Origin of the sequence: Streptomyces sp. 35G-GA-8 (genome assembly GCF_023534745.1) — a bacterium.
Taxonomy (GTDB): Bacteria; Actinomycetota; Actinomycetes; order Streptomycetales; family Streptomycetaceae; genus Streptomyces.
The window spans coordinates 277,536-295,172 of sequence record NZ_JAMHJQ010000009.1 but is presented as its reverse complement, the minus strand read 5'-3'; the positions used below and the strand labels follow the sequence as shown (position 1 = coordinate 295,172).

Below are 17,637 nucleotides of genomic sequence, written 5' to 3'. Positions count from 1 at the left end.
AACCCATGGTGGCAGTCGCTTGCTGCGGGAGAGTCAGCAGCGTTCAGCCGACGGCCGGATAGTTCCACCGCAGGTACGAGAGCGCCCGCGCCCTCGCCTCCACCACCGCCATGCGGGCATCCCGTTCCGCCGGGTCGGTGTGCGCGGCCTGCCCCGTCGCCTGGCCGGGCCACTTGCGGTACAGGAGCCCCACCTCCGGTGAGAACCAGCCGCGGCTGACCGAGTCCAGCGCGAGCAGCAGCCCGGTGTCCTCCGAGGCCGGCAGCGCCATCCATCCGCCGAGAGCCAGCACCAGGTCCCGGCGCGCGAAGAGCGTCGCCGGGTGGACCGGGGCCCGGTAGTTGTTCGCCGACCAGTACGCGGCCACCGTGCCACGCTCGATCGGACCCGCGTCGGGGTCGCCCTCGAAGCCGATGGTCGAGCCGTCCGGCAGCAGATCCAGCACGCGCGATGTCGCCCAGCCGAGCGTAGGGTCGGCTTCGAGCGCCGCCAGGTCCCGGGCCAGCGCCCCCGCCGGCAACTGGTCGTCGGCGTCCAGGACCTTCACGTACTCGCCGTCCGCGTGCGCCAGCGCCAACGTGCGGGCAGTGCCCGGACCGCCGGGGCGCCCCTGCTTGAAGGTCACCCGCGCATCGTCGGGTACGTACGGCGCGACCTCGTCGCTCCGGCCGTCCTCCTGGATCAGCCAGTGCCACTCCCACCCCTCGGGAAGCTCCTGCTCGCACAGCGACTTGTACGCGTCCGGCAGGAAGTGGGCCGACGGTGCGTGCACGGCGGTAATGACGATGATGCGCCGGCTCACGGCACTCACCACCTTTCCAGGGGAGTGGCGAAGAGCATTTCCGTACGGTCACCGGGCAGCGTGACGTCGGACATCTCCACGACGCGGTCATTGAGGTCGAACGAGGTCTTCCGGAGCAGGAGGACCGAGGTCCCGGGCGGGAGCTCAAGCTCCTCCGCCTCTTCGGGAGTCGGCGGCCGGGCGGTCACACGCTCTTCGATGCGGTCCAGCTCGATGCCGACCGAGAGCAGCTGGTTCTGCGTACCCCCGGGCCACGGCTCGTTCGCCGCGTCCAGGAGGTCAGGGTTCGACTCAACCAGCGCACGGATGAGATACGAGGTGACCAGGGCGAACGGAGCGGTCTCGGCGGCGTACCGCGTCCGATACGTACGCTCCACGAGGGCGCTGCCCTCAGGAACGCCGAGCGCCTCGGCAATCTCCTTGTCCGCCTTGGTCTCGCGGTACGACGCGTGAAACACGAGGTCGTTCACCTCAAGACCGGTGTCGTGCTCGGTGGAGCCCGTCTCCAGTCGCCTGGCCTCCGGCTCCCGCGCCCGGTCTTTCTCCCACTGGTGGCGGTCGTTCGCGCGAAGGACCCTCGTACGGGCCTTGCGGACGAAGTTCCCGCGGCCGTGCAGCTTCTCGATCAGCCCCTCGTCCTGAAGGAGCCTGAGCGCGTCACGGATCGTCGGGACGCTCCGCCTGTGCTCCTCGGCGAGCTTCGTCTCCGAGGGCAGGCGGTCGCCGGGCTTCAGCTCACCTGCGCGGATGGACTCTCGAAGCTCGTCCGCGATCCGCTCGTATGCCTTGGCCATGGGTACTCACCGTCCTCTTGTGCGACGGCGCCAGCATACGACTCCTAAAGAGGTCTTGACGACTGGGGGAGGGATGCCCCATAGTCCTAGCTACTCCTAAAGAGGTCTTGAGGAGAAGACCTCTTCATGAGTTGCTTTGACATGGCCGGTGACGGCGGTCGACGGTCAGACGATGCCCGCCGGGCCGGCTTCGCCCATCCCATTCAGGACCAGGAGAGAAGGTGAGGACCCCCATGCGTACGTACGTCGGCGGCTGGGCGGCCCACGCATTAGAGGAGCGGGAGCAGGAGCCGGATTCCGAGGGCTTCCGGGACCTCTTCCTCGGCGAGTACGGCGAGACCGCCGAGCAGCGTGAGGTCAGGAGGGCAGCCGCCCGCGATGTGCTGCTGGAGCTGCTTGAGCAGAGCGAGAACGATGAGATCTCCCTGCTCAACGCGGTGTACGCGGCTCAGCTCAGCAGCGTCGCGGCGCTGAGGAACATGGCTGGAGTGCTGCCAGTGACCTGGACGAGGGCCGCCGCATGAGCCGACCGCCCGCGCCTCTCCCGCTCAGCACAGTGGACAAGGCACTGCTCGGCATCGTGATCCCGACGGGTGGTGCGGTTGGCGGCCTCGGCCTTGTCGCTTCGTTCGGCTCTGTCTCCTCGGCAGCAGAGCGCTGGGGATTCACCGAGGCGTGGATGCTCCCGGTCGGTATCGACCTGGCCATCCCGGTCTTCACTGCGGCCAATCTTCTGTTGATCCGGCTCGGCATGCCGTTGGCCTGGGTACGGTTCGTGCCCTGAGCTCTCACGCTGGTCACCTGCTGGCTGAACGTCGCGGCCGGGACCTCGATCTCGGCGAAGATCGCCCACGGATCGATGCCGCTGTTGTGGGTCGTGCTCAGCGAGGTCGCGGCGCACGTCTACGCCGTCCGCATCGGGGTGGCGACCGGGGCCCGGATGGAAAGCATCCGACGCTCGCGCTGGCTGTTCGCGCCCCGTACGACGCTGATGCTGTGGCGTCGGATGGCGCTCTGGGAGACGACCGACTATCGCGAGGCTCTGGCGCTGGAGAAGCAACGGCTTCTCGTTCGGGCCGAGTTGCGCGAGAGCTACGGTCGGGCCTGGCGACGCAGGGCTCCGCACCGCGATCTGGTGTTGCTCAAGCTGGGCGAACTGGCACCGGAGGGCTACCTCCCGACCGACGCCGAAGAAGAAGACCAGCCCGACGCGACGGCGGCGGACTGTGAGTCGGCCTCGGAGCCGAAAGTCCGACCGCGTTGGAAGGCGAAGGCGCAGAAGTACCGCCCGCGCATGACGTGGGACGAGGCGATCAAGAAAGCCCGCGAGGAAACGGCGTCTTGGCCCTACGAGCGCCTGGACGCCGAGCCCATCCGTAAGGCCGTCGGCTGTGGCCAGGACCGCTCGCGCCAACTGCGCGACGTACTCAGGTCCGAGCGCCGCGCGGCGGAAGCCGAACCGGAACCGGCAGCGGCTGTGGTCTGAACAGACCGACCTAACTCCCCGTTTCGAACTGAGGCCCGGCCGGTGCTTTGGCGGGTAGGGCCGGGCCTCAGCCTCCCTATCCGGAAGGAAGTGCCAGTGAAGCACGAGGATCACGACGATCAGGAGCGCGAGTTCTTCGCGCGGTTGGAGAAGGAGATGAGCGTCGGTAAGCCCGGGGCGGAGCAGTCAGCCCCAGCCGAGGCCCCGACCGAGTCGGCCGACTCCCACACGACCGAGCGCGTCGAACGCGTCGATCCCGCTGATCCGGACGCGACAGTCATGGTCGACCGTCCCGGCGGACCGTCGGGCCCCGGGCTGATGGACCGCGTACGCGGCGCGAAGCGGCGCGCGGTCGTCCCCGCCTGGGCCAAGTCCCGAGCCGAGTTCACCAGCGCGAGCAAGGGCGTGGCCGCGTATGCCTGGCACGTCACCTCGTACCACGCGATCCGTACACCGTGGTACGCCCTGCGCCTCGTACTACAGGCGCCACGGGGCATGTCCCGGTTCATCGGCGGCTCGCTGCGGTGGATGGCGGACGCCGAGGGCGGGCCACTCCGTCAGTCGGCGGCCACGAACGACGACATCGACGACTATCTGAAGCTCTGCCGACAGCGGGACCGTCGGGTGCGGTGGCGTACGGTCGTCGCCGTCCTCGCCTCGATCGTCGGGCCGACAACGGCACTGACCCTGTACGTTCTGGCCCCGGCCTGGCTGCTCGCCCTCGCGTGCACGGCCACCACCCTCGCGCTGGGCTGGCTAGGCCAGGCCGCCGACGCTCCGGTCATCAACAGGGCTGTGGAAATCCCCAAGGCCACCAAGCTGACCAGCGACATCGTGTTGCGCGCACTGGGATCGATCAGCATCGCTGCCATCAACCAAGCCCAGTCCAAAGGCGATCCGGGCTTCGCCTTCACCGCGCCCATCACACGGGACGGACCGGGGTGGCTGGCCGTGGGGGACCTGCCGTTCGGCGTCACCGTGACGGACGTCGCCGACCGTCGCGACAAGTTGGCCTCGGGACTCCGGCGCCCGCTGGGGTGCGTATGGCCGGAGGCCATCCCGGACGAACACACCGGCCGGCTCAGGCTCTGGGTCGGGGATCAGGACATGTCCCAGGCCGACCAGGCACCGTGGCCGCTCGCGAAGTCCGGCAGCACGGATCTCTTCAAGCCCGTCGACTGGGGAACTGACCAGCGCGGGCGGTGGGTCGGTGTCACGCTCATGTTCATCGCCGGTGTCATCGGTGCCATCCCGAGGATGGGCAAGACGTTCCTGCTCCGGCTGCTGCTGCTCATCGCCGCGCTCGATACGCGGGCCGAGCTGCACACGTACGACCTGAAGGGCACCGGCGACCTGGACTCGGTCGGTGACCGTGTGGCCTACCGCCACCGGGCCGGCGAGGAGGACCCGGACATCGAGTACGCCATCGCTGACCTGCGAGAACTTCAGGGTGAGCTGCGGAGGCGAGCCAAGGTGATTCGGTCGCTGCCCCGGGACATCTGCCCCGAGTCGAAGGTGACCACCGAACTGGCCTCCAAGCGCTCGCTCGGCCTCCACCCGATCGTGGTCGGGGTGGATGAGTGTCAGGTCTGGTTCGAACACCCCAAGTACGGCGGTGAGTTCAAGGACATCTGCACCGACCTGGTCAAGCGCGGACCGGCCACCGGAATCGTTCTGCTGCTGGCCACGCAGCGGCCGGACAAGGACAGCATTCCGACGGCCATCAGCGCCAACGCCTCGGCCCGCTGGTGCCTGAAGGTCATGGGCCAGATCGAGAACGACATGGTCCTCGGCACCGGCGCGTACAAGCGCGGCGTGCGCGCGAGCATGTTCGCCTGGGGTGACAAGGGCATCTCTTATTTCCTCGGTGAAGGCGCGGACGCCCGGATCGTCCGCTCGGCGTTCATCGACGCCGTACAGGCCGACCGGATCGCGCTTCGCGCACGCGTACTACGAGAGCGCGCCGGCACCCTCGCCGGGCACGCGCTCGGTGAACAGCCCGCGTCGAATGCGGCTGCCTCGTACGACCTGTTGGCCGATCTCTGCGCCGCGATTCCCTCCGACAAGCCGAAGCTCTGGAACGAGGTTGTCGTCCCGCGTCTCGCCGAACTCCGGCCGGACGTCTACGGCGAGTGGACCCCGGAGCAGCTGACCAGCGCGCTGAAGCCGTACGGCATCCGGACCGCGCAGGTATGGGGCACCACCGAGGACGGCAAGGGCGCCAACCGCCGTGGCATCAAGCGCGCCGACGTCCTCTCGGCGATCACAAAACGTGTCGGGAAAGCGGAAGCGGCATAGCCGTTCGCGCCGCTGGACCTAGCGGCGAGCCCCGCTAGGTCTAGCACCCCCGCTAGCGCCGAGAACCAACTCTGAGCAGGCAACTAGCCCCTAGCGGCCCTGCCTGGCTCATGCCCTCATTCCTGCCCTGGGAGGGGTTGTCATGCCTTCTCTGCTCTCCGCAATGCCCATCCTCATAGTCGCCACGCTCTGCTACGGGCTGATGTGTGCCGCGAGTCCGTACGGCGCCTGCCGCAAGTGCAAGGGCTGGGGCCACAAGATCCATCAGACGCGCACCGGACGGCTCAAGCGCGGTCGTCAGTGCAGGCGCTGCGACGGCTACGGCCGCCGTCTCCGGATCGGCCGCCGCCTCTACAACGGCGCCGCTCGCCTCCACCACGACGGCACCCGCTGATCACCAACAGCTTCTGGAGGCCACGCCCATGTTCCTGACCATCTCCGCACTCGCGCTGCTCGGGCTCCTGCTGGCGCTGCTCCTGCGCTTCAAGGCCGTCGGCATCGGGGCCGCCGTGGTCGCCGTGCTCTTCGGCTTCTACCTCTCGCGCACCGGAGCCGCCGAGTCCATCGACCAGGTCATGACCGCGCTCGCCGATGCCGTACGCGACCTCGGCAACTGACGCAGATCCCGCCCATCCCACCGAGAGGAATCCCGCCCATGTCCGAGCAGTACGCCACCGCCCCTCCTCAGATCTCGCTGATGGCCGCGGGTGAACTCCGGGACGCCCTTGAGGCAATCGGCGAGGGCCGCGGCCCCGCCGCCGTCGCCTCGCTGATGGCCATCGACTCCGCATCCTGGCAGGCGATCGAACAGCGTCTCGCCGTCGTCGTGGGCAGCGACCTCCGGACACTCCTGCTGGCGTCCGCCGGCGGCGCCAGCGCGGTACGGCAGTTCGTCGGCTGACGGTCCTCTGCGCGGCTCCAACTCCCCTCATCACGGCAGGAGGTGGAGCCGCGCGGAGGACCGGACAGACCGACCGGCCCGCGCCCGACACGGAGGATCTCCATGCCCAAGCCGACCTCAGCGTGGTTCGACACCCTGACCGCGAGCGCGCATGCCCTCGGCGCCGCCGCCCGCGAATACCGAACCGCCCATCAGACGGCGTGCACCGCCTCATGGCACGTCGATCCCACGCGAGTACTGCCCGTCAACGGCAAGCTGATTGTTCTCGAAAGGGACTTCGTGCGTCCGCAGGACGATGCCCTCTGGCGACTCGGTGAGTTGTACGGCGACCTGCGCGACACGACGAAGAAGCTGTACGAGAACGCGGCGCAGGCGTACGCGTACGGCACCGCCGCGGCCGTGCAGTCCGTAATCAACGGCGCGCGTCCGCCCCACATCGAGCTCGGGCGTCGCGACGGCTGCTACATACTGCCCGCCGAGCCCCTGCCAGACATGCGGAGTGCGCTCAGCCGGTGGACCGGAAGCGAGCGGCTCGCCAGTTTGCGGCAGCGGGTACTGGAGCAGGAGTGCGCCCTCGCGTACGTCTCCGACTTTGCGTTCTACGAGGACCTGGCGGACTACGAGTGCACCGAACTCGCCCATGCCTCCGAGCGCGCCGCAGGGCTGCCGGACACTGCGTACGCCTACGGCGAGGCAGCCGAGAGCGCCTTGCACTTCGTGCTTCTCACCGCAGCGACCAACCAGGCTTCCGGGGGAGACCGATGATGCGGGAGATCCCCCTGCTCACCGCGCAGATGAGTCGAACCGGGGACGGCTCCCACTGGGCTGTCTACGTCGTCCTCTCCGGCGAGAGCCGGTGGCCGGAGGAACTGCTCCCCGCCGACGGCGGCATCCCCAGCGTCAACGACCGCGTCACCGCGCTCAACCGCCTCGGCTATGTCCCGTTCAGGACGTACCCGTACTGGGACTGGGTCGAGACGGAGAACCCGCGGGACACCGCATCCCCGGTCCGGCTCATCGCCACCTTGGCCGTTGTCCCAGCGAAGTCCGAGCACCGCACAGAAGACCTCACCCGGCACTCGTAGCTGTGCCCGGGGCAGCGGTCGACGGGTCAAAGACGCCCGCTGCCCCGGATCCTCCCCATCCCATCCACGGAACCAGGAGGTGCCCTCAGAATGCCCCACATCCGCCTCGCTCACGCAGTCGCCCTGGTGAACGTACGCAGCGCCCGCCGGATCCGCTGGCACCTCTTGCACGCGAAAGGCCGCAAGGTGACCAGCCCCTTCCCGTCCGACGAGACGCAGACAGAACCGCCGAACGATCTGGACGCCGAACAGGCCGCGCTCGGCTCCATGCTTCTTTCTCGCGCCGCGATCACCGAGGTAACGGCGATCCTGGCCCTCGACGACTACTACCGGCCGGCGCACGCGACCATCCACGCGGCGATCACCGCCATGCACGCCTCGGGCCTGCCCGTCGACCCGATCACCGTCGCCGCGTATCTGCGCGATGCCGGAGATCTTCACCGCGTCGGTGGACCGAGCTATCTGCACACCCTCGTTCAGGCCACGCCCACCGCGGCGAACGGCTCGTACTACGCCCAGATCGTCACCGAGGTCGCGAAGCAGCGCCGTCTCATCGAGACCGGCACTCGGCTGATCGCGCACGGCCGCCGAGACGCGTCGGGCACGGAGCAGATCGCCGCCCAGGCCGCCGAGGAACTGGCAACGATCCGTTCAACAGACCGTTGGCCGGCCCCGATCCCGCTCGGCACGCACGCGGCTCTCCCCGTCTTTCCGGTATCCGCCTTGACGCCATGGATGGCGGAATACGTGGCCGCCGTTGCCGAGTTCACCCAGACCCCGCCGGACCTCGGCGCGACCATGGCGCTGGCCGCTGTCTCCACAGCGGCGGGCGGCCGGGTGCATGTGGAGATCCGGCCCGGCTGGCGTGAGCAATCCAATCTCTACCTCGTCTGCGCGATGCCTCCCGCTTCGCGGAAGTCCGACGTGTTCGCCGCCATGACGGAACCGATCTACGACGTCGAACGCCAACTTCAGGAAGAGTCCCGCGCCCGGATCATCGAGGCCGAGACGGCAAAGGAAGCGGCACTCGCCGAGGCCGAGGGACTTATGGCCAGGGCGCGTAAGCCCGGTGACGGCATGGACCGCAGCGCCCTGGTTGCCGAGGCATCCGCGGCCAAACTCCTCGCCGAGGAGATCGCCGTACCACCGAGGCCGCGCCTGACAGTCTCCGGCGACATCACCCCCGAGCCCCTCGCGCAACAGCTCGCGGTTCACCGCTGCCTGGCCGCGCTGTCCCCCGAGGGCGACCTCTTCGACATCATCGCGGGACGCTACAGCGCCAAGCCGAACCTCGGCGTCTTCCTCCAGGCCCACAAGGGCGAACGGCTCCAGACGGACCGCATCACCCGCGAACAGCCCAGCGTCGACAAGCCGGCGCTCACCATCGGCATCACGCCCCAGCCCGCCGTCCTCCAGGACCTGGCCGGCGCCCCCGGCGCCCGCGACCGAGGACTGCTGGCCCGCTTCCTGTACGCGCTGCCCGCCTCGAACCTCGGCTACCGCAAGACCCGCACCACCCCCGTACCCGAGGCCGTAGCCCAGCGCTACCACGCCCGCCTGTCCGGCCTCCTCCACACGCTCTACGCGCTCCCGGAACCGGTCACGGTCCCCCTCACCGCCCAAGCGGACCGAGCGGTAGAAACACTCCAAGACCGACTCGAAGTCGCCCTGCGCCCGGAACAGCCCCTCGCCCATCTCCTCGACTGGGCAGGCAAACTCGTCGGCCACACGGCCCGAGTCGCGCTGCTCCTCCACCTCGCCGACCGAGTAACCGACGACCGATGGGGCCAACCGGTCCCCGCCGAAACGGTCAACCGCGCAGCGGAGATCACCGACTACTACACCCAGCACGCCTTGGCCGTCTTCGACCTGATCGGCTCAGACCCCGCCACCGAGGCCGCAGCGACCATCCTCGGCTGGCTCCGTCGCCCACGCACGGACGGCACATGGCGTACGACGATCAAGCGCCGCGACGCCGTCGCCGCCTCCCGCCGCTTCCGCACCGTCACCCAGGTCGAACCAGCCCTCGCGTTGCTCGAATCCCACGGCTACCTCCGCGCCAACGCACCGGCCAGAACCGTCCGCACAGGCCAGCCGGCCACGGCCACGTACCTCGTCCACCCCTCCCTCCAGGAGGGCAGCGCCGATGCCCTCTGACCGTCAGCAACGTCAGCACAATCCACTGACCAGCAAGAACGCCGACGAACACATGGTCAGCAGCCGTCAGCACCGTCAGCGCCCCCAGCCGCTGACACAGCTGACATCCGCTGACGCCCGCCAGCACCCCAAAACCGCCGGTCAGCGAGTTCCGCTGACGCTGCTGACACCCCCCGCCACCCCCTACATCGCCGAATGCGCGGCCACGGCCGCAGAAGCAGCCGGCACCGTGCACCGCCGCATCGGCGAACTGGCCGAATTCGACAAGCTGCCCGACCTGCCCGACCACACCCACTGCCTGGAGGCGGACTGCTGATGACTCCCGCTGTGATCGAACGCAAGTGGCACACCACAGCCGAGGTTGCCGAGATGCTCGGCTTCGGTCTGTCCAAGACCAAGATGCTCGTGCTCACCGGTGAGATCCGCTCGGTGAAGGTCGGCCGTAACCGGCGCATCCTGCCTGCCTGGGTGGACGCGTATGTCACCCGCGTTGCTACCGACGATGCGCGGTGGTCGGCATGAGTGGCAAGCGGGGCAACGGCGAAGGGTCCATCTACCCCTACAAGAACGGCTTCGCCGCGTACGTCTGGGTCGACACCCCGGACGGGAAGCGCAAGCGGAAGTACGTCTACGGGCCGACCCGCGATGTCGTGCACGACAAGTGGATCCGGCTGCACGGCGAAGCCAAGAAGGGGCCCGTGGCGACCCGTCACCGCACCCTCGAAGCCTTCCTGATGTACTGGCTCGACTCGATCGTGAAGCCGAACCTCGCCCCTCTCTCCTACATCTCGTACGAGGGTTCCGTACGGCTCTACATCGGCCCGCACCTCGGCAGGAAGCGCCTCGACAAGCTCACCGTGCGGGACGTCCGCGAGTGGCTGACCAAGCTTGCCGGCATCTGCCAGTGCTGCGCGCAGGGCAAGGACGCCAAGCGCTCACCGGATCGGCAACGCTGCTGCGCCGCCGGTGAGTGCTGCGAGGCATTCCCCTCCCGGCGGGTGATCCAGGCCGCGCGCGACGCGCTGCGCGCCGCCCTGTCGCACGCCGTGGCCGAAGAGGAGATCGGTAAGAACGTCGCCTCCCTGGTCAAGGTCCCCAAGCCGCGTCGTCGCCGGATCAAGCCGTGGTCCGTGGCCGAGGCGGGCCACTTCCTCGCCGACGGAGTGGCCCGTGACGATCACCTGTTCGCGGCCTGGGTCCTCGTCCTCTGCCTGGGGCTGCGACGTGGTGAAGTGCTCGGTCTAACCGGGAAGTCCATCGACTTCGAGACCGGCGAGTTGTACGTGGACCACCAGATCCAGCGAGCCGGACGGCAGATCCTCCACCGCGAGACCAAGACGGAGGAGTCGGACGACTTCCTGCCGCTGCCCGCGCTCTGCCTCAAGGCCCTACGCATGCGCCGCGCTCAGCAGACCGGGGACCGGAAAGCCGCAGGCTCTCTCTGGCAGGACAGACACGATCTGGTCTTCACCACGAAGTACGGGACGCCGATCGAACCGGGCAACCTCACCCGCATGTTCGCGCTACGCGCCCGCCGGGCCGGCCTCCGGGCGATCCCGCTGCGGAACACCCGGCACACGTGCAGCTCGCTCCTGGTCGCCCTCAAGGTGCATCCGAAGATCGCTCAGCGCATCCTTCGGCACTCCCAGATCGCCATGACGATGGAGGTCTACGCGGAGGCGAGTGAGGACGAGGTACGTGCGGCCATCGGCAAGCTTTCCGAAGCGATGGGCGGCACTGGCTGACGTTCCCGACCCCGGTTGACCCGTTGCTGTACTTCGCTGCTGTACGGCCCAACGCGAGAGGCCCCCGGTTTTCCCCGGGGGCCTCTCACCTGTGTGCACTCGGCAGGATTCGAACCTGCAACCTTCTGATCCGTAGTCAGATGCTCTATCCGTTAAGCTACGAGTGCTCGGCGTTCCGGGCTTTTCTTCCCGGTCGGCGTTGCGGGAACAACATTACATGACCTGTGGCGCCAGGTGAAATCCATTCGCCAGACCACACCTGACCTGCGAAAACGTCTCAGAAACCGCCCTGGGGCGGCGTGTCGGCGGGGGTGTGGACGATCACTCGTCGGGGCGCTCGCCCGTACGGGCCATCGTTGCCGGAGCGCCGGAGCGCCGGAACTCAGGAACGCCGGATCGCAGGAACGACCGAAGCCCCGGCTGTGGGGCCGGGGCTTCGGTGATCAACACGCGGAGGCGGAGGGATTTGAACCCTCGATGGGCTTTAAGACCCAAACCGCATTAGCAGTGCGGCGCCATAGACCGGACTAGGCGACGCCTCCAGCACACCCGCGCGGGCGCGGATGGTGCGTGCAGATGATGACACAGCCAGGTGGGGTGTCACCAATCGCTTCTCACGGTACTAGGCGGGTGGCCCGCAGAGCAAAGCGCTTCCGCATGCGAAACGCCGGGGCTTGACGCGCGTTAGACACGGCGGGCCGTTGGCCCCGGATCCGTCACCGTCAGGAGCTCCCATGCCGCGTCGCCTCGCCCTCACCGCCGCCGCCTCCTTCGCCGCTTGCGCCGCCCTGCTGGGCGCCTTCGCACCCGCCGCCTCCGCGGACGCCTCGGCCCGCGCCGACACCGGCGCCTTCATCGAGTCCGCCGACTCCACGCTGACGCGGCTCGCGCCCGTACCGCTGCCCCTGGCCGAAAGCGCTCCGGACGAGTTCACCGTCACCGTCGCGGACTCCGGTCTCCGGGGTGCCGACGGCACGTACCGCCTGAAGTGCCGGCCGGCGGGTGGGACGCATCTGCAGGCGCGGGCCGCGTGCGACCGGCTGGCGCAGCTGGCGAGCGAGCAGAAGGATCCGTTCGCGCCGGTGCCGAAGGGCGCGCAGTGCACCATGCTGTACGGCGGTGACGCCACGGCTCGTATCACCGGCACCTGGCAGGGCCGCGCCGTCGACGCCACGTTCAACCGGAAGAACGGGTGCGAGATCGCCCGCTGGCAGACGCTGGAGCCGGTACTGCCGAGCACCCGCGGATAGCCCCCGATAGCCCCCGGTCCGGACCGTACGTCGCTCACGTAAGCCCCTGCGCGCGCGGAGCGGCGTACGGATGACCCAGTCGTGACCCAGTCGCCGGGCAGTACGTCCCACAATGAGGCAATCGCGAGGTGCGGGAGGCCGCGTGAAAGGCCAGTGGCAAAAGCCATTCGCACACAACCCCTGCGAGAGCTCCCGCTCATCCGCCGTCGCGGCCGCTTGCCCAGCCTTTAGACTCCCTTCCGTGACAGGCCGGAACCCGAGGGGCAAGATGGGTGCCGCGGTCCGCAAGGTGCAGTGGTTCAGGGAGGAAGCGTCGTCGTGAGCAGCAGGCCATCCCGAGGCGCTGCTCGCCTCGCGGCGATACTCGACGCACTCCCCGACGGCTTGGTGCTCGTCAACGCCAACGGCACGGTCGTCAACGCCAACACCATCGCGCTGGAGATGTTCGAGACCCCCGGCACCGCGCTGGTCGGTCGCGGGCTGCTCGATCTGCTGCCCGAGTTCGACTCCAAGCTGATCCCCGGTTCGATGCGCCGCCCGGAGACGGCGGACGCGCGCGGCCGTACGAAGCCGACGCGGATGATCGCGCGGCGTACGGACGGCGGTGAGTTCCCGGCCGAGGTCACCAGCGCGAGCCTGGAGGACGGCCGGGACGCGTACAACGACTCGCACAGCTACACCGGCGACGAGCTGCTGATGCTGGTCGTACGCGATCTCTCCGGCACGATGGACACCGAGGCCGAGCTGGCACGCTCGCAGCGGCAGACCGAGATGATCCTGCGGGCCGCGTCGGAGGGTGTCGTCGGTACGGACACCGAGGGCCGCGTCGTCCTCGTCAACCCCGCCGCCGCGCAGATCCTCGGCTTCCGCGCCAGCGATCTGGGCGGCCACCGGCTGCACCCGCTGATCCTGCACTCGCGCGCGGACGGCGAGCCCTTCCCGTACGAGGACTCCCCGCTCGCGGACACGCTCAGGTCGGGCCGCAAGCACCGGGTGCGCGGGCAGGTGCTGTGGGCGAAGAACGGCAAACAGGTGCCGGTCGATCTGACGACCGCGCCCGTACGGGACGGCGACCAGCTCGTCGGCGCCGTGATGACCTTCACCGACCGGCGTCCGTACGACGATCTCACCAAGCAGCACGCGGCCGAGCTGGCGACGGCGGAGGAACGGCACACGGCGGAGCTGACGGAGACGACGGAGCGCCTCACCACCGAGCTGACGGACACGACCGAGCGCCTCCGCGCCGAGCTGGCGGAGACCACCGAGCGGCTGCGCGCCGAGCTGGCCGAGGCCACCGAGCGGCACGCGGCGGAGCTCGCGGACCGCAGCGACCGGTACGCGGCCGAGATCGAGGAGCTGACGGAGCGGTACGGCGAGACGTCCGACCGGCACTCGCAGCTGACCGCCGTCCTCGGCGAGTCGCTGCGCGGACCGCTGGTCGAGCTGCGCGGCGAACTGGCCACGCTCGCCGCCGACCCGGCCGGCCAGCTCTGGCCCGAGGCCAACCAGATCCTGCACCATCTGGCCGCGGGGTACTCCCGGATGACGACGCTCGTCGACAACGTCCTCGGGTATCAGCGGCTCGACGCGGGCACGGAACAGCTGATCAAGACGAACACCCTGCTCGACGGGGTCGTGGCGGCCGGGGTGGAGGGCGCGGTCGAGCTGATCGGGCCTGGCCGGGCGCAGTTCGCGGTGCACGCCCCGCCGATCGAGGCCGAGGTGGACCCGGGCCGGCTGGCGACGGCGCTGGCGCATCTGATCGCCGATGTGGCCGGGGTCGACTCGACGGGCCGGGCCAGGCTGATGCCGGGCGGCGGTTACGTCGACTCGACGATCGTGGTGGCGGCTGCGCAGCGCAGCGATGTCGTACGGATCGAGGTGCGCGGGCCGTTCGCCGGGGGTGATCCGGTGCATGAGCCGATCGTGCGCGGGATCGTACGGGCGCACGGCGGGGTGCTTCAGACGCACGAGATGCCGGGTATGGGCGGCAGCGCCTACGTGCTGGAGCTGCCGCTCGGCGAGGGCGCGGGTACGGTCAGGCCGCCCGCCGGGATGCCGGGGTCCGCACAGCCCGCCCTGCCCGCGCAGGCATCGGGCACGGGTACGGACACAGGCACGGGTACGGGCACAGGCGCGGGCACGGGGGCGAGCACTTCGGGTGGCGGCGGCAGGCGGCGCGCCCGGCGGTCGTCCACGGACGCCTTCCTGGCGTCCGCGACGGAGGACACCGGGGAACCGACCGGACGCCGTCGGGCGCGTGCGGCCGAGCCACCAGAGGCTGAAGCGGCGCCCGTGACCGGCGCGGCCGGAGTCGGAACAGCGGGGTCCGGGGCTGGGACCGATGGGGCCGGGACAGACGGGTCCGGGTCCGGCGCCGGGACGGAGGGTGCCGGTCCAGGAGGCCCGGGAGCCCGGCAGGACCTGATCCCCGCGCAGGGCACCGGCGGCGGCAGCGGTACGGGCCGTCGGCGCGGCCGTCCGAGCCCCGCTGACGACGCCGCGGCAGCCGCGGGCGCCGGGCCGGGTGTCGGAGGACCGGGTGTGGGCGGGCCCGCGGCCGGCGGGCCGTATCCGGGGTCCGCAGTCGCGCTGCCGGCCGCCCCGGCCTCCGAGGGGTCGGTCGTGACGGCCGCCGAGGGAGCGCATCCGACCGGACGGGCGGCGCTCGGCCAGGCCGTCCCGCCGCAGGGCGTGCCCACGGACGCCGCCGGGACCGGGCGCAGGGCCCGGCACGGGGCCCAGGGTGGCCCGGGTGGCCCGGGTGGCCCGGGTGGCCAAGCCGACCAGGGCGGACGAGGTGGCGGGCCCGGACGAGGTGGCCAGGCCGGACAGGGGCAGCGGGCGCTTCCCGCGCTTCCGGCCGGTCCTCTGACTTCCGCCGCTGCCGCTCCGATGGCACCCGCTGCTCCCGCGTCTGCGCCCGTTCCTGCGCCCGTATCCCCGCCCGCGCCGACCGGCGTCGCGACAACCGCCGCACCCGCTGTGGGTGCCTCGCCCGGCGTTCCTCCCGTACCCGCCGGGCCGGCCCCCGCCGTTCCACGACCGGCATCCGCACCTGCGGCCCCGGCCGCTCCGGCGCCCATGCCGCCGCGTCCCGCTCAGCCGGCGCCACCGGCCGGACGCCGTGCCCGGCGTGCGCTCGCCCCCGCGCAGGAGCGGCACATCCCTGTGCCCGCCGAGCCCGAGGGCGCGCGCAGCCCGTTCGCGCTGCCGCCCGCCGAGGCCGACCGCACGCCCGGTCCCGGCCACGGCCCCGGCCCCGCCGCTGGTCCCGTCGCCTCGCCCGCGCGCAATGCCTCGCCCGTGCCCGGTGACTCGTTCGCGCCCGGTGGCTCGCTGTCCGGCCGCCATGACGCCGTGCGGACGAACCCTGACGACGACCACACCCCGCCGCAGCCGCACCCGCTGCCGTCGGGGCGCGGGCGCAGGGGGGCGTTCGCCGAGACCGAGGACGCCCCGAACCCGAACGCCTGGGGAAGCCCCGACCCGACCCCGCCCGGCCGGTTCGCGCAGGATCACGGTTACGGCCATGGCACGGGCCCTGCGCCCCGGCCCGGCCCGGCCTCCGACGGCCAGGGGATGGCCTCCGACGGTCAGGGGATGCCGACGACTTCCGGCTTCGGCACGATGGCCGCGCCTCCGGGCTGGCCGGACGACCCCGCCGCGACCAACCCCCCGACCGGAGCGCCGGGCGATGCCCAGGGCAACGCCACCGGCAGCGTGTCGGTCCCGTCGGCTGCCCGTACTTCCCCGGCGTCCGGGGAGGTACCGGAGGACCCTTCCGCCCAGTCCCAGTCCCAGCCTCCGTCGGCCGCCCCCGCCGTCGCCGTACCGAATCCACGGCGCGGCGCTCATCAACCGCTCCCGCCCGCGCAGCCTCTGCCCGAAGAGGCGCCGGTCTCGGCGGACTCCACACAGGGGCGGGCCTTCAGCGTGCGGACCCTCGGCCAGGGTGTCCCCTTCACGCAGCAGCCCCCGCACCAGCAGAACCAGCCCCAGGCCCCCGGCCAGCCGCCGAACCAGGCCCCGGGTCAGACACCGGGTCAGACACCGGGCCAGCCGCAGTCCCTCGGCTCCGGCCGCCGCCGCAAGCTGGGCACCCCGCCCGACGGCACCGAACGCCCCGACCCGAGCGGTCCCGGCCCTCACACGGGCTCCGGCCCCGGCGCGCACCCCGCCGTCGGCGCGGGCGCGTCACCGGGCGGCTCGCGCCTGCCCCACGCTCACCCCGAAGGGCGTTCGTACGCGATCGGCGCGCCCGACGAGGGCGCCGAGGGCCCCGAGCCGCTGGACGGCCCCGGAGGAGCGGTCGAGGTGGCCAACCGGCCCCAGCCGCGGCCCGTCGACGACGAACTCCCCCCGGAGCCGCTCGACAACCCGCGACGGCTGCTGGTCTGGCCCGCGCCGGACGTCTCCACCCAGCAGGCGCTGAGCGACCGCGGCTACCGCCCGGTGGTGGTGCACTCCCGCGAGGAGGTCGACGCGCAGATCGCCGCGTTCCCGGCGGCGCTGTTCGTCGACCCGCTGACCGGACCGATCACCCGTACCGCGCTCCAGTCACTGCGCCAGGCCGCGGTCGCCGCCGAGGTCCCCGTCCTGGTGACGGCGGGTCTCGGGCAGGCGACCCGCGAAGCGGCGTACGGCGCCGATCCGGCCGTACTCCTCAAGGCCCTGGCCCCGCGCGACAGCGAACAGCACCCCCCGCGCGTCCTGTTGATCGAGGAGAACGAGGAGATCGCGCTCGCCCTGACGGAGACGCTGGAGCGGCGCGGCATGCAGGTCGCGCTGGCGGCCACCGACAACGAGGCGGTCAACCTCGCCACCCAGATGCGGCCGAACCTGGTCGTCATGGACCTGATGCAGGTACGCCGCCGCCGCGCCGGGATCATCGACTGGCTGCGGGCGAACGGCCAGTTGAACCGGACGCCGCTGGTGATCTACACCTCGGCCGGAATCGACCGTACGGAGCTGCCGCGGCTCGCCTCCGGGGAGACGGTGCTGTTCCTGGCCGAGCGCTCCACCAGCGACGAGGTGCAGTCCCGGATCGTGGACCTGCTCGCGAAGATCGGAACGAACTAGACGAACTGGGCGACCGGGCGACCGGGCGACCAGGGCA

The 17,637-nt window shown here is 70.7% G+C and carries 15 protein-coding genes, 2 tRNA genes and 1 pseudogene; 14 read left to right on the top strand and 4 right to left on the bottom strand.

What is annotated here, in order from left to right:
* Positions 1 to 43 precede the first annotated feature (43 nt).
* Positions 44 to 802 carry a glycosyltransferase family 2 protein gene (locus tag M1203_RS22420; RefSeq protein WP_249951558.1) on the bottom strand — a complete coding sequence of 253 codons (759 nt, stop codon included), beginning with the start codon at positions 800 to 802 and terminating at the stop codon, positions 44 to 46.
* Between the two features lie 5 nt (positions 803 to 807).
* The gene (locus M1203_RS22415; RefSeq protein WP_249951557.1) at positions 808 to 1,596 is read right to left on the bottom strand and encodes a GntR family transcriptional regulator; all 789 of its coding nucleotides are present in this window, start codon (positions 1,594 to 1,596) and stop codon (positions 808 to 810) included.
* Between the two features lie 233 nt (positions 1,597 to 1,829).
* On the opposite strand from M1203_RS22415, the gene M1203_RS22410 reads away from it, so the two are divergent.
* The 12 genes and pseudogenes from M1203_RS22410 (at position 1,830) to xerC (ending at position 11,268) form a co-directional block, all read left to right on the top strand.
* Positions 1,830 to 2,120 (top strand): hypothetical protein, encoded by a 291-nt coding sequence (locus M1203_RS22410; protein WP_249951556.1) that lies wholly within the window; start codon positions 1,830 to 1,832, stop codon positions 2,118 to 2,120.
* Positions 2,117 to 3,082: pseudogene (locus tag M1203_RS22405) on the top strand (DUF2637 domain-containing protein). Before M1203_RS22410 ends, M1203_RS22405 begins: the two are co-directional and overlap by 4 nt.
* A gap of 156 nt (positions 3,083 to 3,238) precedes the next feature.
* Positions 3,239 to 5,380: a cell division protein FtsK gene (locus M1203_RS22400; RefSeq protein WP_249951695.1), complete on the top strand. Its 2,142-nt coding sequence runs from the start codon at positions 3,239 to 3,241 to the stop codon at positions 5,378 to 5,380.
* A gap of 163 nt (positions 5,381 to 5,543) precedes the next feature.
* Entirely contained in the window at positions 5,544 to 5,774 is a 231-nt protein-coding gene (locus M1203_RS22395) for a hypothetical protein (protein ID WP_249951555.1), read from the top strand.
* Positions 5,775 to 5,802: 28 nt separating this feature from the next.
* Positions 5,803 to 5,997, top strand: coding sequence for a hypothetical protein (locus M1203_RS22390; protein ID WP_249951554.1), 195 nt, complete (start codon positions 5,803 to 5,805; stop codon positions 5,995 to 5,997).
* Between the two features lie 38 nt (positions 5,998 to 6,035).
* The gene (locus M1203_RS22385; protein WP_249951553.1) at positions 6,036 to 6,281 is read left to right on the top strand and encodes a hypothetical protein; all 246 of its coding nucleotides are present in this window, start codon (positions 6,036 to 6,038) and stop codon (positions 6,279 to 6,281) included.
* 102 nt (positions 6,282 to 6,383) lie between these two features.
* On the top strand, positions 6,384 to 7,046 hold the full coding sequence (locus M1203_RS22380; protein WP_249951552.1) for a hypothetical protein: 663 nt from the start codon (positions 6,384 to 6,386) through the stop codon (positions 7,044 to 7,046).
* Positions 7,046 to 7,366: a DUF6303 family protein gene (locus tag M1203_RS22375; RefSeq protein WP_249951551.1), complete on the top strand. Its 321-nt coding sequence runs from the start codon at positions 7,046 to 7,048 to the stop codon at positions 7,364 to 7,366. The genes M1203_RS22380 and M1203_RS22375 overlap by 1 nt, the downstream gene beginning before the upstream one ends.
* A 90-nt stretch (positions 7,367 to 7,456) precedes the next feature.
* On the top strand, positions 7,457 to 9,523 hold the full coding sequence (locus tag M1203_RS22370; protein WP_249951550.1) for a YfjI family protein: 2,067 nt from the start codon (positions 7,457 to 7,459) through the stop codon (positions 9,521 to 9,523).
* Complete coding sequence (locus M1203_RS22365) at positions 9,513 to 9,839, top strand: hypothetical protein (RefSeq protein ID WP_249951708.1); 327 nt, start codon at positions 9,513 to 9,515, stop codon at positions 9,837 to 9,839. Before M1203_RS22370 ends, M1203_RS22365 begins: the two co-directional genes overlap by 11 nt.
* The gene (locus M1203_RS22360) at positions 9,839 to 10,045 is read left to right on the top strand and encodes an excisionase family DNA-binding protein (protein WP_249951549.1); all 207 of its coding nucleotides are present in this window, start codon (positions 9,839 to 9,841) and stop codon (positions 10,043 to 10,045) included. Before M1203_RS22365 ends, M1203_RS22360 begins: the two co-directional genes overlap by 1 nt.
* The gene (xerC, locus tag M1203_RS22355) at positions 10,033 to 11,268 is read left to right on the top strand and encodes a site-specific integrase (RefSeq protein WP_249951548.1); all 1,236 of its coding nucleotides are present in this window, start codon (positions 10,033 to 10,035) and stop codon (positions 11,266 to 11,268) included. Before M1203_RS22360 ends, xerC begins: the two co-directional genes overlap by 13 nt.
* A gap of 94 nt (positions 11,269 to 11,362) precedes the next feature.
* On the opposite strand, the gene M1203_RS22350 is transcribed toward xerC, so the two are convergent.
* Both M1203_RS22350 and M1203_RS22345 read right to left on the bottom strand, forming a co-directional pair.
* Positions 11,363 to 11,435: transfer RNA gene (locus tag M1203_RS22350), tRNA-Arg, on the bottom strand.
* Between the two features lie 284 nt (positions 11,436 to 11,719).
* Positions 11,720 to 11,810, bottom strand: a tRNA-Ser gene (locus M1203_RS22345).
* Between the two features lie 192 nt (positions 11,811 to 12,002).
* On the opposite strand from M1203_RS22345, the gene M1203_RS22340 reads away from it, so the two are divergent.
* Together M1203_RS22340 and M1203_RS22335 are read left to right on the top strand one after the other, a co-directional pair.
* Complete coding sequence (locus tag M1203_RS22340; RefSeq protein WP_249951547.1) at positions 12,003 to 12,518, top strand: SSI family serine proteinase inhibitor; 516 nt, start codon at positions 12,003 to 12,005, stop codon at positions 12,516 to 12,518.
* A 318-nt stretch (positions 12,519 to 12,836) separates the two neighbouring features.
* Positions 12,837 to 17,600, top strand: coding sequence for a PAS domain-containing protein (locus M1203_RS22335; protein ID WP_249951546.1), 4,764 nt, complete (start codon positions 12,837 to 12,839; stop codon positions 17,598 to 17,600).
* The last annotated feature ends 37 nt before the right edge of the window (positions 17,601 to 17,637 follow it).